The sequence below is a fragment of the Kitasatospora sp. MAP12-44 genome, assembly GCF_029892095.1.
Classification (GTDB): Bacteria; Actinomycetota; Actinomycetes; order Streptomycetales; family Streptomycetaceae; genus Kitasatospora.
Window position 1 is genome coordinate 2,620,700 of sequence record NZ_JARZAE010000004.1, and the last position, 18,616, is coordinate 2,639,315.

The following is an 18,616-nucleotide window of genomic DNA, read 5'->3' on the forward strand; positions in this document are numbered from 1 at the left end:
CAGCGCTATGAACCGCTCCACTCCTCGCTCCCCGTACCTGCGGCTGCTGGCGGCCGCGCCGCTGCTGCTCACCGGCCTGCTCGGCTGTGGCACCGCCACCGGCGCCCCGGCCGCCGCTCCCCCGCAGCGGTCCGCCGTCCCGAGCGCCGGCTCCAGCTCCAGCGCCGCGCCCGCACCGGGGGCCAAGTCGCTGGCCGGCCGCACGATTGTCATCGACCCCGGCCACAACCCCGGCAACTTCCAGCACGCCGCCGAGATCAACCAGCAGGTGGACGTCGGCAACGGTCACAAGGAGTGCGACACCACCGGGACCGAGACCTACGCCGGCTACACCGAGGCGGCCTTCACCCTGGACGTCTCGCACCGGGTGCGCGATCTGCTCAAGGGGCTCGGCGCGACCGTGGTGCTGACCCAGGACGGCGACACGCCGTGGGGCCCGTGCGTCACCCAGCGCGCCGCGATCGGCAACGCCGCGCACGCGGACGCCGCCCTCTCGATCCACGGCGACGGCGGACCGGACTCGGGCAGCGGCTTCCACGTGATCATGCCCGCCGAGGTCAAGGCGGGGGCGGCCGACACCACCCCGATCGTCGCGCCCTCGCACCGGTTCGGGCTGCTGCTGCGCGACACGTTCCAGGCCCAGACCGGGGAGCCGTACGCGGACTACACCGCCCAGCAGGGCCTGGACACCCGCAGTGATCTCGGCGGGCTCAACCTCTCCACGGTGCCGAAGGTCTTCATCGAGTGCGGCAATATGCGCAACGCCGGCGACGCCCAGCGGATGACGGATCCCCAGTGGCGCCAGAAGGCCGCGCAGGGCATCGCCGACGGGTTCCTGGCCTACCTGACCGGCGTCCCGAGCGGGTCCTGACCGCGTCCTTCGCCGGACGTGCGCAGAACCCGCCGTATGGGGCTCAGTAGAAGGGCCCTAGGCTTTTGTCCCGACCGGATGCGCGGGCAGTCAGTACAATCACTCCCCGTCACGCCGTCCACGACACACCAGCGAGGGGAACGTTAGTGAATCTGCGCGCTCTCACCAGGGGAGATGCCGCCATCGCAGGTGCGGCCGTCCTCCTGTTGATCTCATCCTTCCTGCCGTACTTCTCCCTGGGCTGCTCGGCCGACGCCTGCTCGTCGAGCGCGTGGGCCACCGACCTGCTGCCGGTGCTGCCCTCGATCTACCTGCTGGGCATCGCCGCCGCGGCGCTGATCCTGCTCCAGAAGTTCCAGGGCGAGGCGGCCAAGACCCGCCAGGTCCTGGGGCTGCGCCTCGACCAGTGGGGCAGCGCGTTCGCCGTGGCGGCGCTGTGGACCTCGGTGTGGGCGCTCGGCGCGGGCACCGGTCACTCGATCGGCGCCTACCTCGCCCTCCTCTCGCTGCTCGTGCTGACCGGCGCCGCGCTGGCCGGACCGCTGGTGCCCGCGCTGCAGGCCCCGCTGCTCAGCGACAAGCCCGCCGTGCCGGCGCAGCAGAGCTACCCGGGTGTCGGCGGCTACCCCGCCCCCGGCCAGACCTTCGGCGGCGGCCAGCCGCAGCAGGGCGGCTACGGCTACCCCGCGGCCGGTCAGAGCTTCGGCGGCCAGCAGCAGCCGCAGGTCGGCGGCTACGGCTTCCCCGCGCCGGGCACCGGGCAGCCGCAGGACGCCGGCTTCGGCCAGCCGTCCCCGTTCGGCCAGCAGGCCCCGCAGGCTCAGCAGGTTCCGCAGGCCGGCCAGCCCGACGCCGGCTTCGGCCAGGCCCAGGCCCAGCCCTTTGGGCACCAGGCCCCGCAGGCTCAGCAGGTCCCGCAGCCGCAGCAGGCCCAGCAGGCCCAGCCGCAGGACGTCCTCAAGGCGACCACCCCGCTGCCCGACCCGACGCCCGCGCCCGCCCCGGCCGTCGAGTTCGCGCCGTTCTGGTTCGCCGTCCCGGCGCCCCGCCAGCTCAGCCCGAAGGACGGCGCCCCCGGCCCGTTCGTCGGCGACCTGGTGCCCGGCACCTGGTACCTGGCCGTCGAGCAGCGCGGCGCGGCCCTGGTCGCGCAGCTGCAGGACGGCACCCAGGGCGTGCTGAACGACGTCTCGGGCATCCAGCGCGGCTGACCCGCGCACCACGCACGCACGCGCAAGGACCCGGCGGAATCCCGCCGGGTCCTTGCGCGTGTCCGTGCCTCAGCGGCAGCGCCTCAGCAGCAGCCCACCACGGCGAGCCCGCTCGGCAGCTGCTCGGCGCCGAAGACGGCCACCGTTGCCGGGTCCCCGCCGAGCGCCGCGACCGCGAGCAGCAGCGCGCCGGCCGTCCAGGTGGTGCGCTCCTCGGGCCAGATGGCGTCGTCCTCGAACACGTAGCCGGTCCAGTACGAGCCGTCCTCGTGCCGCAGGTGGCGGATCCACTGCAGGATCTCCACCGCGCGGTCGGACTGGCCCACCGCCCAGAGCGCGAGCGCGAGTTCGGCGCTCTCGCCGCCGGTCACCCAGGGCCGGTCGCTGACGCAGCGCACGCCGAGGCCGGGGACGACGAAGCGTTCCCAGTCCCGTTCGATCCGCTGCTGGGCCGCCGGTCCGCGCAGTGCGGTGCCGAGCACGGGGTAGTACCAGTCCATCGAGTAGCGGTCCTTGTCGAGGAACCGCTCGGGGTGCTCGGCCACCGCGTGCTGCAGCCGTCCGGCCGCCAACTCCCAGTCCGGCTGCGGTTCTTCGCGGTACTCGGCGATGGCGAGCCCGCACCGCAGGGCGTGCAGGATGCTGCTGGAGCCGGTGAGCAGCGCCTCCTGGACCGCCGTGCCGTGCTCGTCGAGCCGCCAGGCGATCTGGCCGCCGGACAGCTGCAGGCCGACGGTGAAGTCGAGCGCGCGGCGCACCATCGGCCACATCTGGTCGAGGAAGGTGTCGTCCCCGGTGCTCAGGTGGTGGTGCCAGACGCCGACGGCCGGGTAGGCGCAGAAGTTGGTTTCCACCGCCGGGTTCGAGACCCCCTCGGCGCCGTCGCCGAAGTAGCCGGCATACCAGGAGCCGTCCGGGTTCTGCCGGTCCGCCAGCCAGCGGTAGGCGCGTTCGGCGGCGGCGTGCTCGCCGGCCGTGTCCAGCGCCATCGCGGCCTCGGTGTGGTCCCACGGGTCCAGGTGGCCGCCGGTGAACCACGGGATCGCGCCGTCCGCCCGCTGCTCGGCCAGGATGCTGCGCACCGTGGCGACGGCCTGCGCCGCGTCGAGCACGCCCGGCAGGAGCAGTGCCTCGGAGGCCGTCAGCCCCTCCCCCGTGCTCACGCGCCCGGCCGGTTCGGCTTGCTGGCGTACGCGACGAAGCTCTTGCCGATCACCGGGTTGAGCGCGGCCTCGGCGGCCCGGGTGAGCTTGCTGATCACCGGCGTCCCGACGATGTCCCAGACCAGCAGCTGGTGGTAGGCCTTCACCGGCAGCGCCTTGTCGTTGCCGACGCCCACCGCGCACTTGATCCACCAGTACGGCGAGTGCAGCGCGTGCGCGTGGTGGGTGCCGTACGGGGTGAGGCCGGCGCCGCCCAGCTTTTCCAGCAGCTCGTCACCGCGGTAGATCCGGATGTGGCCGCCCTCGTTGGCGTGGTACTCGTCGGAGAGCGCCCAGCAGATCTTCTCGGGCAGCCAGCGCGGCACGGTCACCGCGAGCAGCCCGCCGGGCTTGAGCACCCGGGCCATCTCGGCCAGCACGCCCTTGTCGTCGGGGATGTGCTCCATCACCTCGGAGATGATGATCTTGTCAAAGCTCTCGTCCTCGAACGGCAGCGCCAGCGCGTTGCCCTCCATGGCGACGGCCGAGGAGCCGGCCGGGGCCTCGCCGGCCGCGGCCATCGCGTCGAACCACTTCTTGACCTCGGCGATCTCCTCGGCGTTCTGGTCCAGGGCCACCACGTTGGCGCCACGGCGGTAGCACTCGAACGCGTGCCGGCCCCCGCCGCAGCCCAGGTCGAGCACCCGGTCGCCGGGGGCGATCGGGAAGCGGGAGAAGTCGACGGTCAGCACTGCGGGGCTCCCTGAGGGGGTGAAGTCGGGCAAGTGGTGTGAGGTCGGGCCGGGTTGGTACGAAATCAGGCGACGTGATCAGGCGACGTAGCGCCAGCCGGCACCGGACCGGGCGCGCTGCCCGGCACCGGTGGCGATGGCCGCGCGGTAGCGCTCGGCGGTCAGCTCGGCGGCCCGTTCCCAGGTGAAGCGGGCCAGCACCCGCTCGCGCCCGGCCGCGCCGAGCCGGGCACGCAGCTCGGGGTCGTCCAGCAGCCGTCCCAGTGCCAGCGCCAGCGCCCCGGCGTCGCCCGGCGCCACCGCCAGGCAGCTCTCGCCGTCCGGCCCGGCCACCTCGGGGATCGCCCCGCCGGTGGTGGCGACCAGCGGCGTGCCTGTGGCCATCGCCTCGGCGGCGGGCAGCGAGAAGCCCTCGTAGAGCGAGGGGACGCAGGCCACCTCGGCGGAGCGGTAGAGGTCCACCAGCTCCTGGTCGGTCAGGCCGGTGCGGAACTCGATGTACGGCTCCAGGCCGAAGCGCCGCACCGCGTCCGCCACCGGCCCGGCGCCCTGCTTCTTGCAGACCACGACCAGGTGCGCGTCCCGCTCGGTGCGCACCTTGGCGAGCGCCTCGACCAGGTGCACCAGGCCCTTGAGCGGCACGTCCGCGCTGGAGGTCGCCACGATCCGCCCCGGCACCACCGCGACCGACTCGGACGGCGACCAGAGCCGGGTGTCCGCGCCGATCGGCACCACCGAGACGGCGCCGGGCGCGGCGCCCAGCTGCTCGGTGATCTCGGCCTTAGAGCTGCCGGAGACGGTGATGATGTGCTCCAGGCGCGCGGCCACCCGGCGCTGCATCCGGGTGAAGGCGTACCAGCGGCGCAGCGAGAGCCGCTTCAGCCGGGTGGGGGCGGCCTCCAGTTCGAGGCGGCGGTCCACGGTGATCGGGTGGTGGATCGTGGTGACCAGCGGGAAGCCGTGCCGGGCCAGGCCCAGCAGGCCGTAGCCGAGCGTCTGGTTGTCGTGCACCACGTCGTAGCGGCCCTTGTGCAGGGCGAGGTGGTGGCGGGCGCGCAGCGAGAAGGTCAGCGGTTCGGGGAACCCGCCGGTCCACATGGTGGCGACCTCCAGCAGGTCCACCGGGCCGCGGTACTCCTCGCGGCGCGGGGTGCGGAAGGGGTCGTCCGCGCGGTAGAGGTCCAGGCTGGGCAGCTCCACCAGGCGGACCGAGCCGGGGCCCTCGACCTCGTCCAGCACCGGGAACGGCTGGGCGCCGATGACGTCCACGTGGTGGCCGAGCCGGGCGAGCTCGCGCGACAGGTGGCGGACGTACACGCCCTGCCCGCCGCAGAACGGGTCGCCCCGATAGGACAGGAGTGCGATCCGCAGCGGCCGCCGGTCGGCAGTGGAGGGTGGCTGCCCCGTCATGGTCGCCCCTTCTGCCCACTTCCCCTCGGCCGCGGCGGCCTCAGCGGAAAAGTAGATCAAGTTTCATGGTGGTGTGGAATTCGTCATTGGACATGTGAACAATGAGAGACCTCGAAGATACCGGCCCGTAGCTTCCGCATCGGAGGCAGGGCTGGTGATTCGCGACACGCTGCGGCCGGGCCGCCGCCATGCTGCCGCCGAGCGACGTCAGGGGTCCCGTTGAGTACCACCGCCGCTTCGCCAGTGAACCTGGCGCTGACGCCGCGCCAGGCCGAACGGCGCCGCCGGATCCTGGCCGCCGCCACCGCGCTGGCCGCCCGGGGCGGGTACGAGGCGGTGCAGATGCGCGAGGTGGCCGAGGCGGCCTCCGTCGCGCTGGGCACGCTCTACCGGTACTTCCCGTCCAAGGTCCACCTGCTGGTGGCGGTGATGCAGGATCAGCTGGGCCGACTGCTCGACCAGGTCCGCCGCCACCCGCCGACCGGCGAGGACCCGGCGGCCCGGGTGGCCGAGACGCTCACCCGGGCCTTCCACGCCCTGCAGCGCGAGCCGCAGTTGGCCGAGGCGATGGTGCGGGCGCTGTCCTTCGCCGACCGCTCGGTCAGCATGGAGGTGGACGAGGTCAGCAAGCTCACCACCGCGATCATCCTGGACGCGATCGGCCGGCCCGGTCCGCCCGACTCCCTGGACGAGCGGGACCGCGCGGCGGTCCGGGTGATCGAGCACACCTGGCACTCGGCGCTGGTCAGCTGGCTCTCCGGGCGCTCCTCGCTGGACCAGGTCCGCGCCGACCTGGCCACCGCCGCCCGGCTGCTCTCGATCTGACGTCTCCTGGTCCGACGTCTCTGCTCCGTCCCGGCGAAGGCCCCGGACGGCCTCGGCGAGCCCCGGCCCTTCGGGTGAACCACCCCACTAGCGTCACCCCGTGTGACGAAGCAGAGCTCCCCGGGCCGGCAGACGGCATTCGCCTGGGCCCGGGGCACGCCGAGGTCGGAGTCCGCCGCCCGCGCGCTGGACGCGCGGCTGCCGCTGTTCGACGTCGCCCGGGGCGCGGTCCGCAAGGTGTTCCCGGACCACTGGTCGTTCCTGCTGGGTGAACTCGCCCTCTACAGCCTCGTCGTGCTGCTGCTGACCGGCGTCTATCTGACCTTCTTCTTCCGCCCGAGCATGGGCGAGATCGTCTACCAGGGCTCCTACCAACCGCTGAGCGGCGTGCGGATGACCGAGGCGTACTCCTCCGCGCTGGGCATCAGCTTCGACGTCCGCGGCGGCCTGCTGATCCGTCAGATCCACCACTGGGGCGCGGTGGTGTTCACCGCCGCGCTCAGCGTGCACATGCTGCGGGTCTTCTTCACCGGCGCCTTCCGCCGCCCGCGCGAGCTGAACTGGCTGCTCGGCGTGACGCTCTTCGTGCTCGCGCTGCTGGAGGGCTTCTCGGGCTACTCGCTGCCCGACGACCTGATCTCCGGCGAGGGCCTGCGGATCGCCGAGGGCGTGATGCTCTCGCTGCCGCTGGTGGGCAGCTACCTGACGTTCTTCGTCTTCGGCGGCCCGTACCCCGGCAACGACATCATCCCGCGGCTCTACTCGCTGCACATCCTGCTGATCCCCGGCCTGCTGGTCGCGCTGGTCGGCGCGCACCTCCAGCTGATCGTCACCCTCAAGCACACCCACTGGGGCGGTCGCGGGCGGACCAACCGCAATGTGGTCGGGCTGCCGTTCTTCCCGCAGTTCCTGGCCCGCACCGTCGGGCTCTTCTTCGCGGTGGCCGCCGTGCTGACGGCACTCGGCGCGCTCGCCCAGGTCAACCCGATCTGGCTGTTCGGCCCCTACCGTCCCGACCAGGCCTCGACCGGCTCCCAACCCGACTGGTACATGGGCTTCCTGGAGGGATCGCTGCGCCTGATGCCGGCCACCGAGACCCGGCTGCTCGGCCACAGTGTCTCCTGGGGGGCGCTGGTCCCGGCGGTGCTGCTGCCCGGGGTGATCTTCACAACGCTGTACGTGTACCCCTTCGCCGAGCGGTGGCTCACCCGGGGGCGCGGCGAGCACCACCTGTGCGACCGCCCGCGCAACCAGCCGACCCGCACCGGCCTCGGGGTGGGCGCCATCGCGTTCTACGCCGTGCTGCTGGTGGCCGGCGGCGACGACGTGATCGTCTACTCGTTCGGCCTCACCGTGAACGGCTTCGTCTGGACCTTCCGGGCCCTGCTGGTGCTGCTGCCGCCGCTCTGCTTCGTCATCACCAAGCGGGTCTGCCTGGCCCTGCAGGCGCACGACCGCGAACGCCTGCTGGCCGGCGACGAGAGCGGGGACGTCGTCCAGTCGGTCCAGGGCGGCTACTCCGAGCGCCACCGGCCGCTGACCGCCGACCAGCGCTACGACCTGCTGGTACGGGACGTACCCGAGCCACTGGACGAGCCGGCGCCGGCCGGCCCCGCGCTGCTGCGCCGGCTGGCGCGGGTGCGTACGGCGCTCAGCCGCTGGTTCCACCGCGACCGGGTGGAACTGCCCGCCACCGAGGAGCAGTACCGGCGGATCGCCGCCCTGGTCGCACCCCCAGCCCGCAGCGCCGCCGAGTACGAGTACGAGTACGAGTACGAGTACGAGCACCAGGAGGACGAACAGTGACAACCGTGGCCACCGAACAGCAGGCGGGGGCGGCGGAGCGGATCCGGCGCGGGCGCGCCGTACTGCGCTGGGTGACCTCGACCGACCACAAGATGATCGGCAACCTCTACCTGGCCACCTCCTTCGGGTTCTTCCTGGTCGGCGGCCTGCTGGCGATGCTGATGCGGGCCGAACTGATGCGCCCTGGGCTGCAGTTCTTCACCAACGAGCAGTACAACCAGCTCTTCACCATGCACGGCACGATCATGCTGCTGCTCTTCGCGACCCCCACCTTCGTCGGCTTCGCCAACGCGGTCATGCCGCTGCAGATCGGCGCTCCCGACGTCGCCTTCCCGCGGCTGAACGCCTTCACCTACTGGGCGTTCCTGCTCGGCGCCCTGATGGTGCTCAGCGGCTTCCTGACCCCCCAGGGCGCCGCCGCCTTCGGCTGGTTCGCCTACGCGCCGCTCAACAGCGCGGTCTTCTCGCCCGGCACCGGCGCGGACCTGTGGACGATGGGCCTGGTGGTGGCCGGCGTCGGCACGATCCTGGGCGCGGTCAACTTCATCACCACCATCACCTGCCTGCGGGCCCCCGGGATGACGCTGTTCCGGATGCCGATCTTCAGCTGGAACGTGCTCTTCACCTCGATCATGGTGCTGATGGCCTTCCCGGTGCTGACCGCGGCGCTGCTCGCGCTGGAGGCCGACCGCAAGTTCGGCGCGCACATCTTCGACGCGGCCAGCGGCGGCGCGCTGCTGTGGCAGCACCTGTTCTGGTTCTTCGGCCACCCGGAGGTGTACATCGTCGCGCTGCCGTTCTTCGGCATCATCAGCGAGATCCTGCCGGTCTTCAGCCGCAAGCCGATCTTCGGCTACGCCAGCCTGGTCGGCGCGACGATCGCGATCACCGCGCTGTCGATGACGGTCTGGGCGCACCACATGTTCGCCACCGGCCAGGTGCTGCTGCCGTTCTTCTCGCTGATGTCGTTCCTGATCGCGGTGCCCACCGGGGTGAAGTTCTTCAACTGGATCGGCACCATGTGGCAGGGCTCGCTCTCCTTCGAGACGCCGATGCTCTGGTCGATCGGCTTCCTGGTGACCTTCCTGTTCGGCGGCCTGACCGGCGTGCTGCTGGCCGCCCCGCCGATCGACTTCCATGTCACGGACAGCTACTTCGTGGTGGCCCACATGCACTACGTGCTGTTCGGCACGGTGGTGTTCGCCACCTTCGGCGGCTTCTACTTCTGGTGGCCCAAGCTGACCGGCCGGATGCTGGACGAGCGGCTGGGCCGACTGCACTTCGGACTGCTCTTCGTCGGCTTCCAGACCACCTTCCTGGTCCAGCACTGGCTGGGCGCGATCGGCATGCCGCGCCGCTACGCCGACTACCTGCCCAGCGACGGCTTCACCGTGCTGAACACCATCTCCTCGATCGGCTCCTTCGTGCTGGGGGCCTCCACGCTGGTCTTCCTCTACAACGTCTGGTGGACCGCGCGGCACGCCCCGAAGGTGACCGAGGACGACCCGTGGGGGTACGGGCGGTCGCTGGAGTGGGCCACCTCCTGCCCGCCGCCCAAGCACAACTTCCTTGCGCTGCCCCGGATCCGCTCCGAATCCCCGGCGTTCGACCTGCACCACCCCGAGTTCCGCGACGGTGCCCTGTGAAGCTGGAGGGGTGGCTGTTCGCCGGGATGGCGCTGTTCCTGGGCGTCGTCGCGCTGGTCTACTGGCTGCTCTCCAACGAGCCGACCGGCACCACCGTGCTGACCGTCGGCTTCCTGATGTCCTCGCTGGTCGGGTTCTTCTACTACGTGCAGTACCGGCGCGGCGGGGCCCGCCCGCAGGACCGCGCCGACGGCGAGATCGTCGACACCGCGGGCCCGCTGGGCTTCTTCCCGCCGCGCAGCAGCTGGCCGGCGGCGCTCGCGGTCGGGCTGACCGTGCTGGCGCTGGGTGTGGTGTTCGGGGTGTGGCTGGCGCTGATCGGCTTCGCGCTGGTGGGCGGGGCGGTGGTCGGATTCGTCTTCCAGTACGTGGGCCGCGAGGGGCGCTAGTACCTGGGCCGTGAGGGGCGCTGAACGGGCCCGGGTACAGTCGGTGGTTCCGCTGTGTCCCTCGAAAGGCCGATCATGCTCTCCCCCGCCCGCACCGGCGCCACCGTCCTGACCGCCGCCCTGCTGGCGGGTCTGGCCGCCGCGCCCGCCCTGGCCGACACCGCCGCCGCCTCGCCCTCGCCCTCCCCGGTGGCCGCGCCCGCCGCGCTGTACGGCAAGAGCGACCCGACGTATGACGGCGTCTGGCGCCAGTCGCTGGCGCTCACCGCGCTGGCGGGCGCGAAGATCACCCCGGCCGACTCCGCGGTCGCCTGGCTGAGCGGGCAGCAGTGCGCGGACGGCGGCTGGCCCTCGTTCCGGGCCGACACCGCCGTGCCCTGCACCGCCGCGACCGAGGACAGCAACGCGACCTCGGTGGCGATCCAGGCGCTGACCGCCCTCGGCGGGCACCAGGGCGCCGTGGACAAGGGCGTCCAGTGGATCAAGGCCAACCAGAACGCGGACGGCACCTGGTCCTACAACCCCGGCACCCCCGGGGACGCCAACTCCACCGGCCTGGTGGTGAGCGCGCTGCGGGCCGCGAAGACCGACCCGTCGACGGTGGCCAAGGCCGGCAAGAGCGCCCTGGACGGACTGGCCGCCTTCCAGCTCGGCTGCGCCGCCCCCGCCGACCAGCGCGGCGCCTACGCCTACCAGCCGGACGCCAAGGGCGCACTCGCCGCCAACGCGCTGGCCACCTCGCAGGCCACCCTCGCCACCGCCGGCGGCTCGCTGCCGGTGGCCGCCGGCGCGCTCTCGGGCCCCGCCCCCACCGCGCCGGCCTGCGCGGACGCGGCGACCAAGCTGTCCCCGGCCCAGCAGGCCGAATCCGCCTCGGCCTACCTCGCCACGCAACTCGCCACCGGCGGCAACCACTTGATGCTCGCGATGCCCGGCGCCACGCCGGCTCCCGACTACAACGCCACCGCCTGGGCCGCGCTCAGCCTGGTCCGCGCCGGGCACCCGCAGCAGGCGGCCGACGCCGTCGCCTGGCTGGCCGGCACGGCGGGCAACTGGGCCAAGGGCCCGGCCGGCACCGACGCCTCGGCCACCGCCACCCTGCTGCTGGCCGCCCAGGCCACCGGCCACAACCAGCACGCCTTCGGCGGGACGGACCTGGTCGCCCAGCTCGTCGCGGCCGGTCCCACCCCCAAGGCCTCGACGGCCGGCGGGCAGACCGGCCGCTCGCCGGTCTGGATCGCCGGGCTCGGGCTGATCGGCGGCATCGGCGCCGGGCTCGTCATCAGCATGAACCGCAGGCGCGCCGCCGCCACCCGCAAGTGACGGCGGCGTTTCGGCGGTCGGCGGCGGCCCTGACGGCCATCCTGCCGGCTGCCCTGACCGCTGCCCTGACCACTGTCCTGACCGCTGTCCTGCTGTGCCTGCTGGCCGCCGCCCCGGCCGGCGCCGCCTCCAGCTACCGCTACTGGTCCTTCTGGCAGCAGTCCAGCGGGAGTTGGAGCTACCAGCAGCAGGGCGCCGCGGTGCACATCCCGGCGGACGGCTCGGTGGACGGCTGGCGCTTCACGCTCAGCACCGACGGCGGCAAGGACACCGAACGCCCGCGCAGCGCGCCCGACTTCGCCGCGAGCTGCGCCAACACGCCTGCCCAGCGGGGGAAGAAGCGGGTCGCGGTGCTGCTGGACTTCGGCACGCCCGCCGACTCGTCCTCCGCCGCGACCCCGCCGGCGGCTCGCAGCGCCTGCGCGGTGCTGGATCCCACCGCCAGCTCGGCCGACGCGCTGGCCGCCGTCGCGCCGCCGCTGCGCTACGACACCAGCGGGCTGATCTGCGCCATCGCGGGCTATCCGTCCGCCGGTTGCGGAGAGGTCGCCGCTGCGCCGGCCCCGGCGAAGCCGGCCGGCAACGGCCCGAACCTCGGCCTGCTGGCCGGCGGCGCGCTGGTCCTGCTGCTCGGCGCGGGGGCCTGGTGGCAGGCCCGGCGGCGATGACCACCCGGTCGCGGGGCACCCGGTCGCGGGGCACCCGGTCCACCATCGGACCGCGCCAACTGCACCCGGGCGCCTGGTGGTTGTGGGCGCTCGGGCTGGCGGCGGCGGCCTCCAGGACCACCGACCCGCTGCTGCTCCTGCTGATCGTCGGGGTGGCCGGCTATGTGGTCGCCGCCCGCCGCACGCAGGCACCCTGGTCCCGCTCGTACGGCGCCTTCCTGCGGATCGGGCTGGCCGTGCTGGTCGCCCGACTGCTCTTCGCGGTGCTGCTCGGCTCACCGGTCCCGGGCTCGCACGTGCTGCTGTCGCTGCCCCAACTGCCGCTGCCCGGCTGGGCCCAGGGCGTGCGGATCGGCGGCCGGGTCACCCTGGAGGCGCTGCTCTTCGCGCTCTACGACGGCCTGCGGCTGGCCACCCTGCTGGTCTGCGTCGGCGCCGCCAACGCGCTCGCCTCGCCGGCCCGACTGCTGCGGATGCTGCCCGGCGCGCTCTACGAGGTGGGCGTGGCCGTGGTGGTGGCCACCTCGTTCGCGCCCAACCTGGTCGCGGACGTCCAACGGCTGCGCGCCGCACGGCGGTTGCGCGGACGGGCGGACCGGGGCGTGCGCTCGGTGCTCAGTGTCGGGCTGCCGGTGCTGGAGAGCGCGCTGGAGCGCTCGGTGGCACTGGCCGCCGCGATGGACACCCGCGGCTTCGGCCGCACCGTGCCCGTCCCGCGCCCGGTCGCCCGAGCCACCGCCGCGCTGACCGGCGGCGGACTGCTCGCCCTGTGCGCCGCCACGTACGGCCTGCTCACCGCCGGCACCGGCGGCTGGCCCCTGCCGGTCCTGCTGGGCGGCCTCGCGGCCACCGGCGGCGGCCTGCTGCTCGGTAGCCGACGTACCGTCAGAACCAGCTACCGGCCCGACCCTTGGGCCCTGGCCGAGTGGCTGGTAGCCGGTTCCGGGGTGCTGGCGGCCGGCGCGCTGATCTGGCTCTCCGGGCGCAACCCGGGCGCCTTCGCGCCCTCGGTGGTCCCACCGACCGCGCCCACCCTGCCGCTGGCCGCCGCGGCCGCCGTGCTGCTCGCGCTGCTGCCCGCCGTCGCCGCACCCACGCCCGCACCTGCAAGAGAGGCCGAGCACCCGTGATCACCTTCGAGCAGGTCTCGGTGCACTACGCCGACGCCGCCGAACCAGCGCTGACCGGCGTCGACCTGACCATCCCCGAGGGCGAACTCTGCCTGCTGGTCGGCCCCTCCGGCGCGGGCAAGTCGACGCTGCTGGGAGCGGTCAGCGGACTCGTCCCGCACTTCACCGGCGGCGTGCTGCACGGCCGGGTCACGGTCGCCGGGCGCGACACCCGCAGCCACCGTCCGCGTGAACTCGCGGACGTGGTGGGCACGGTGGGCCAGGACCCGCGCGCCCACTTCGTCACCGACACGGTCGAGGACGAACTCGCCTACGGCATGGAGTCGCTGGGCATCGCACCCGAGGTGATGCGCCGCCGGGTGGAGGAGACGCTCGACCTGCTGGGCCTGGCCGAGCTGCGCGACCGGGCCCTCGGCTCGCTCTCCGGCGGCCAGCAGCAGCGGGTCGCGATCGGCTCGGTGCTCACCGTCCACCCCCAGGTGCTGGTGCTGGACGAGCCCACCTCCGCGCTGGACCCCGGCGCGGCCGAGGAGGTGCTCGCCGTACTGCAGCGGCTGGTGCACGACCTGGGCACCACCGTGCTGATGGCCGAGCACCGCCTGGAGCGGGTCGTCCAGTACGCCGACCAGGTGCTGCTGCTGCCCGGCGGCGGGCAGCCCCCGGTGCTCGGCGAGCCGGCCGAGGTGCTGGCGCACTCGCCGGTCTTCCCGCCGGTGGTGGGCCTGGGCCGGGTGGCGGGCTGGTCGCCGCTGCCGCTCACCGTTCGCGACGCCCGCCGGCGGGCCGCGCCACTGCGCGCCCGCCTTTCCGAGCTGCTTCCCGCCACCACCAGCACGGCCACCCCTTCGGCCGCCGCTTCGGCCGGCCCGCCGATGGCTTCAGCGGATCGGCTGACGGTGCGGCGCGGCCCGGTCCCCGCGCTGCGCGGCGTCGACCTCGCGCTGCGGCCGGGCGAGATCACCGCACTGATGGGACGCAACGGCGCGGGCAAGTCCACCCTGCTCGGCGCACTGGCCGGGCTGCACGCCCCCGCCTCCGGCACCGTCCGGGTCGGACCGCTCACCCCGCACAAGGCCCGGCCCAAGGAGCTGATCCGCCAGGTCGCCCTGGTCCCGCAGGACCCGCGCGACCTGCTCTACGGCGAGACGGTCGCCGCCGAGTGCGCCGCCGCCGACCAGGACGCCGACGCGGCGCCCGGCACCTGCCGCGCACTGGTCGAACGCCTGATCCCCGGCATCGCCGACGCCACCCACCCGCGCGACCTCTCCGAGGGCCAGCGGCTCAGCCTGGCGCTGGGCGTCGTACTGACGGCCCGGCCGGCCCTGCTGCTGCTCGACGAGCCGACCCGCGGTCTTGACTACGCGGCCAAGGCACGGCTGGTGGAGATCCTCGAAGCGCTGGCGGCCGACGGACACGCGATCCTGCTGGCCACCCATGACGTCGAGCTGGCCGCCGAACTCGCGCACCGCACGGTGGTGCTGGCGGACGGCGAGATCGTCGCGGACGGGCCGTCGGCGGACGTGGTGCTGGGCTCGCCCGCGTTCGCGCCGCAGGTCGCCAAGGTGCTGCAGCCGCAGCCGTGGCTGACCGTCCGCCAGGTCGCCGCCGCGCTCTCCTCGGTCCCCTCGGTCGCCTCTCCCCCCTCGCTCCCCTCGCTCCCCTCGCTCCCCGAGGAGCCGGCCCGATGAGCCTGGCCCGTCCGGTCCCGCTCGGCCGGCGCTCGATCGCCGTCCTCACCCTGACCTCGCTGATCGGCCTCGCCGCCTTCGGCTGGCCGCTGCTCGCGTCCACCTCCTCCGCCGTGGTCGGCCACTCCGCCGACGCGCCCTGGCTGTTCGCCCTGCTGATGCCGCTGCTGCTGGCCGTGCTGGTCGCGCAGATCTCCGAGTCCGGGCTCGACCCGAAGGCTGTCGCGCTGCTCGGCGTCCTCGCCGCCACCGGCGCCGCGCTGCGGCCCCTCGGGGCGGGGACGGCCGGCCTGGAGCCCATGTTCTTCCTGATGGTGCTGTCCGGGCGGGCGCTCGGACCGGGCTTCGGCTTCGTGCTCGGCTCGGTCGCGATGTTCGCCTCCGCGCTGCTGACCGGCGGCGTCGGGCCCTGGCTGCCGTTCCAGATGCTCAGCATGGGCTGGGTCTGCCTCGGTGCCGGCCTGCTCCCGGGCGCTGGAACCCTGCGCGGGCGGGGCGAGTTGGTGCTGCTCGCGGCGTACGGCGCGGTGTCCGCAGTCCTCTACGGCACGATCATGAACCTGCAGGGCTGGCCCTACATCGGCGGCCTCAGCAGCTCGGTGGCGTTCGTCCCCGGCGACCCGCTCAGCGCCAACCTGCCGCGCTTCCTGGTCTACTGCCTCACCACCTCGCTCGGCTGGGACCTCCCCCGCGCCGCCCTCACCGTCGTCCTCTGCCTCACCCTCGGCACCCCCGTCCTGCGCACCCTGCGCCGAGCCACCCGCCGTGCCGCCTTCGCCGCACCGGTCAGCTTCGTCCCGCCGGAGCAGGACTCGACCCAATCGGCTCCCAGCTAGGTTCCGGGCTGCGAAACGTTTCTGCGAGGCGACCCCGAGCCCTCGTCAGAGACCGAGGATCTCGCGAATGAGGCCGAGCTTGCGCTCCGGGGACAGCTCCCGAGGGCGGTCGGCGAGCAGGCCGTTCAGGACGGCGGACACATCGGAGCCATCGGGGGCCTGGATGGCATCGATGACCTGACACCGCAGGCCACCGTCTCGGACGAACACCCACAGCTCCTGCTCCTTGCGCGGCTCGCTGTTCTCCCTCGCCGACAGTCGCGAGGACGGGAACCAGCCGAGTCCCGCCTCGGCCAGGCCCTCGGCCACCTCGTCCAGGACGTACCTGCCGAGCCGCCGATAGCCGAGCTCCTCCCGCAGCTCGCCAAGCGTCGCCTTGAGCAGCCCACCTGCGGCGCGACAGCGCTCGGCTACCGTACCGGCCCAACCGTCCTCTGCCGCCCCCAGCGAGTCGCCCTGCGGATGCGTTAAATCCCTCATGCCCTGGCCAACGACTCGGCTGGCCTGGCGATGCGTCATCTCACCAGTGTGGACGAGGGCAACAGGAGAAACGGTCCTCCTTAGCACCGAGCTGAGGAGCCGCACCGCGTGCGGACGCAGGTGACGACAGGCCGAATTACCCCCGAGTGCGCCACTTCATCACCCTTTTGCACCTTTATTACTCATTACTACTTAACGTGTCATCGCACACTGTATTGAGTTGGTGACGGTACGTCGTGAGCGCGAGTGCAGGGCTTGTGGTCTGACCAGAACTCACCACCAGTGCCCGGAATCCCTCTTCACCGAGGGGGCCGGGCTCAACGGCGACAAGAAAGGTCTCGTCCTATGGCAGTCGATGCCACTCCCCCCGCACCCCCAGGACGAGGGCGCAGACGCTCCCGACTCAAGGAGGCCTTCGTCATACTGCCCGGACTGGCGCTACTGGCGACAGCCACCCTGGTCCAGAGCCCCGCGCATGCCGCAGACGCACCAGTGAACCTGGGGACCGACACCAGCTACGCCGTCCTGGCCGGTTCAACGGTCACCAATACGAACCCCAGCGTCATCAACGGCGATCTGGGGCTCAGCCCAGGCTCCTCGGTGACCGGATTCCCGCCCGGGACAGTCAACGGATTCCAGCAAGTAGCCGACGCCGAGGCTCTCCAGGCGCAGTCCGACCTGGTCATCGCGTACAACGACGCTGCCGGTCGGGCGCCGACGGCCCTGCTGACCTCCCCCGGCGATCTCGGCGGACTGACGCTGACGCCCGGCGTCTACAAGGCCACGTCGTCGCAGAACCTCACCGGGACGCTCACCCTCGATGCCCTGGGTGATCCCAGCGCCGTCTTCATCTTCCAGATCGGCTCGACCCTGATCACGGCTCCGTCGAGCGTCGTCAGCCTCGTCAACGGTGCCCAGCCCTGCAACGTGTTCTGGCAGGTGGGCAGCTCGGCCACCATCGACGTCAACTCCTTCTTCAAGGGCAACATCCTGGCCCTGACGTCCATCTCGGTGAACCACGCCGCAGCGATCGAAGGCCGGGCCCTGGCACGCAACGGCGCGGTCACGCTGGACGACAACGTCATTACGCGGGCGGCCTGCACCGTCGGCCCCCCTGGCGCGCCCGGCCCGAGCGGCCCGAGCGGGCCTGCCGGTCCGAGCGGGCCCGCCGGCCCGACGGGTTCCCCGGGTGCCGCCGGTGCGCCCGGAGCTCCCGGCGCACCCGGAGCGCCTGGGGCACCTGGTGCACCTGGTGCTCCCGGCGCACCCGGTGTACCTGGGGCCCCTGGCGCGCCCGGCCCCAACGGAGCACCTGGCGCTAACGGTTCACCCGGAGCACCCGGAGCCCCTGGCCCGACAGGCGCACCTGGTGCACCTGGCGCTAACGGTTCGCCTGGCACCAACGGCCTACCCGGAGCCAACGGCCTGCCCGGCGCCAACGGATCACCCGGAGCCAACGGCGCACCCGGAGCCCCTGGGCCGACAGGCGCACCTGGTGTACCTGGCACCAACGGCCTACCCGGAGCCAACGGCCTGCCCGGCGCCAACGGATCGCCCGGAGCCAACGGCGCACCCGGGGCCCCCGGGCCGACAGGCGCACCTGGTGTACCTGGCACCAACGGCCTACCCGGAGCCAACGGCCTGCCTGGCGCCAACGGATCACCCGGAGCCAACGGCCTGCCAGGGGCCAACGGCCTGCCCGGCGCGAACGGATCACCCGGCGCCAACGGCCTGCCCGGCGCCAACGGATCAGCCGGAGCCCCTGGCCCGACAGGCGCACCTGGTGCTAACGGTTCGCCTGGTGCCAACGGCCTGCCTGGCGCCAACGGCCTGCCTGGCGCCAACGGATCGCCTGGTGCCAACGGATCACCGGGCGCACCTGGTGCTAACGGTTCGCCTGGTGCCAACGGCCTGCCCGGAGCCAACGGCCTACCGGGGGCAAACGGCCTGCCCGGAGCCAACGGATCACCCGGTGCCAACGGATCGCCTGGCGCACCCGGTGCTCCCGGTTCACCTGGTGCCAACGGCCTGCCCGGCGCCAACGGATCGCCTGGTGCGCCTGGCCCCGCAGGACCGGCAGGACCCGCAGGACCCGCAGGACCCGCAGGACCTCCCGAGTATCCGGGAGAACACGGCGGCCCTGGGCAAGGCAATCATCAGCAGGGTGGCTACGGGCAGGGTCAGGACAACTACGGCAGCGGTCAGGGCGCCCAGCAACAGGGTGGACCCGCTCAGCACCCGAAAGAGTCGAAGCACGAAACTCTCGCCCAGACCGGTGCAGGCGGATCAATCGTGATGGCCGGCTCTGCGGTCGCGCTGCTGCTGGGAGGCTCGATCCTCATCCTCGTCAGGCGAAGCCGACGAGGCACAGCGACCCGTCGGCACTAGCCGTTCGGTAGGTCTGAACCGCCGAGCTGCACCGCAGCTGTCGGCAAGTGG

16 protein-coding genes are annotated in these 18,616 nt (G+C 72.9%); 12 read left to right on the forward strand and 4 right to left on the reverse strand.

From position 1 onward, the window contains the following. Window positions 1-7 precede the first annotated feature (7 nt). Together P3T34_RS12275 and P3T34_RS12280 are read left to right on the forward strand one after the other, a co-directional pair. Window positions 8-871 (forward strand): N-acetylmuramoyl-L-alanine amidase, encoded by an 864-nt coding sequence (locus tag P3T34_RS12275; RefSeq protein WP_280666071.1) that lies wholly within the window; start codon window positions 8-10, stop codon window positions 869-871. A gap of 206 nt (window positions 872-1,077) precedes the next feature. Next, window positions 1,078-2,082, forward strand: a complete 1,005-nt coding sequence (locus P3T34_RS12280; RefSeq protein WP_280666072.1) for a hypothetical protein — start codon at window positions 1,078-1,080, stop codon at window positions 2,080-2,082. A gap of 83 nt (window positions 2,083-2,165) precedes the next feature. On the opposite strand, the gene P3T34_RS12285 is transcribed toward P3T34_RS12280, so the two are convergent. From P3T34_RS12285 to P3T34_RS12295, 3 genes are all read right to left on the reverse strand, one after another. Next, the gene (locus P3T34_RS12285) at window positions 2,166-3,227 is read right to left on the reverse strand and encodes a prenyltransferase/squalene oxidase repeat-containing protein (RefSeq protein ID WP_280672006.1); all 1,062 of its coding nucleotides are present in this window, start codon (window positions 3,225-3,227) and stop codon (window positions 2,166-2,168) included. A 14-nt stretch (window positions 3,228-3,241) separates the two neighbouring features. Beyond that, on the reverse strand, window positions 3,242-3,976 hold the full coding sequence (locus P3T34_RS12290; RefSeq protein WP_280666073.1) for a class I SAM-dependent methyltransferase: 735 nt from the start codon (window positions 3,974-3,976) through the stop codon (window positions 3,242-3,244). 78 nt (window positions 3,977-4,054) lie between these two features. Next, a complete protein-coding gene (locus tag P3T34_RS12295) occupies window positions 4,055-5,386 on the reverse strand; it encodes a glycosyltransferase family 4 protein (RefSeq protein ID WP_280666074.1) in 1,332 nt (443 codons plus the stop codon). Between the two features lie 219 nt (window positions 5,387-5,605). On the opposite strand from P3T34_RS12295, the gene P3T34_RS12300 reads away from it, so the two are divergent. From P3T34_RS12300 to P3T34_RS12340, 9 genes are all read left to right on the forward strand, one after another. Beyond that, window positions 5,606-6,211, forward strand: coding sequence for a TetR family transcriptional regulator (locus P3T34_RS12300; RefSeq protein ID WP_280666075.1), 606 nt, complete (start codon window positions 5,606-5,608; stop codon window positions 6,209-6,211). A gap of 186 nt (window positions 6,212-6,397) precedes the next feature. Further along, window positions 6,398-8,017: a ubiquinol-cytochrome c reductase cytochrome b subunit gene (locus P3T34_RS12305; RefSeq protein WP_280672012.1), complete on the forward strand. Its 1,620-nt coding sequence runs from the start codon at window positions 6,398-6,400 to the stop codon at window positions 8,015-8,017. 92 nt (window positions 8,018-8,109) lie between these two features. Continuing rightward, window positions 8,110-9,663 carry a cytochrome c oxidase subunit I gene (ctaD, locus tag P3T34_RS12310; protein WP_280672014.1) on the forward strand — a complete coding sequence of 518 codons (1,554 nt, stop codon included), beginning with the start codon at window positions 8,110-8,112 and terminating at the stop codon, window positions 9,661-9,663. Then, on the forward strand, window positions 9,660-10,052 hold the full coding sequence (locus tag P3T34_RS12315; protein ID WP_280666076.1) for a cytochrome c oxidase subunit 4: 393 nt from the start codon (window positions 9,660-9,662) through the stop codon (window positions 10,050-10,052). The genes ctaD and P3T34_RS12315 overlap by 4 nt, the downstream gene beginning before the upstream one ends. Before the next feature lie 54 nt (window positions 10,053-10,106). Further along, on the forward strand, window positions 10,107-11,375 hold the full coding sequence (locus tag P3T34_RS12320) for a terpene cyclase/mutase family protein (protein ID WP_280666077.1): 1,269 nt from the start codon (window positions 10,107-10,109) through the stop codon (window positions 11,373-11,375). After that, entirely contained in the window at window positions 11,372-12,043 is a 672-nt protein-coding gene (locus P3T34_RS12325; protein WP_280666078.1) for an SCO2322 family protein, read from the forward strand. The genes P3T34_RS12320 and P3T34_RS12325 overlap by 4 nt, the downstream gene beginning before the upstream one ends. Further along, window positions 12,040-13,173, forward strand: coding sequence for a CbiQ family ECF transporter T component (locus P3T34_RS12330; protein ID WP_280666079.1), 1,134 nt, complete (start codon window positions 12,040-12,042; stop codon window positions 13,171-13,173). Before P3T34_RS12325 ends, P3T34_RS12330 begins: the two co-directional genes overlap by 4 nt. Further along, window positions 13,170-14,861, forward strand: coding sequence for an ABC transporter ATP-binding protein (locus P3T34_RS12335; protein ID WP_280666080.1), 1,692 nt, complete (start codon window positions 13,170-13,172; stop codon window positions 14,859-14,861). Before P3T34_RS12330 ends, P3T34_RS12335 begins: the two co-directional genes overlap by 4 nt. After that, window positions 14,858-15,697, forward strand: coding sequence for an ECF transporter S component (locus P3T34_RS12340; protein WP_280666081.1), 840 nt, complete (start codon window positions 14,858-14,860; stop codon window positions 15,695-15,697). The genes P3T34_RS12335 and P3T34_RS12340 overlap by 4 nt, the downstream gene beginning before the upstream one ends. A 45-nt stretch (window positions 15,698-15,742) precedes the next feature. Here the strand turns inward: P3T34_RS12340 and P3T34_RS12345 are convergent, their stop codons facing one another. Then, entirely contained in the window at window positions 15,743-16,216 is a 474-nt protein-coding gene (locus P3T34_RS12345) for a hypothetical protein (protein WP_280666082.1), read from the reverse strand. 306 nt (window positions 16,217-16,522) lie between these two features. On the opposite strand from P3T34_RS12345, the gene P3T34_RS12350 reads away from it, so the two are divergent. Further along, entirely contained in the window at window positions 16,523-18,565 is a 2,043-nt protein-coding gene (locus P3T34_RS12350; RefSeq protein WP_280666083.1) for an ice-binding family protein, read from the forward strand. The last annotated feature ends 51 nt before the right edge of the window (window positions 18,566-18,616 follow it).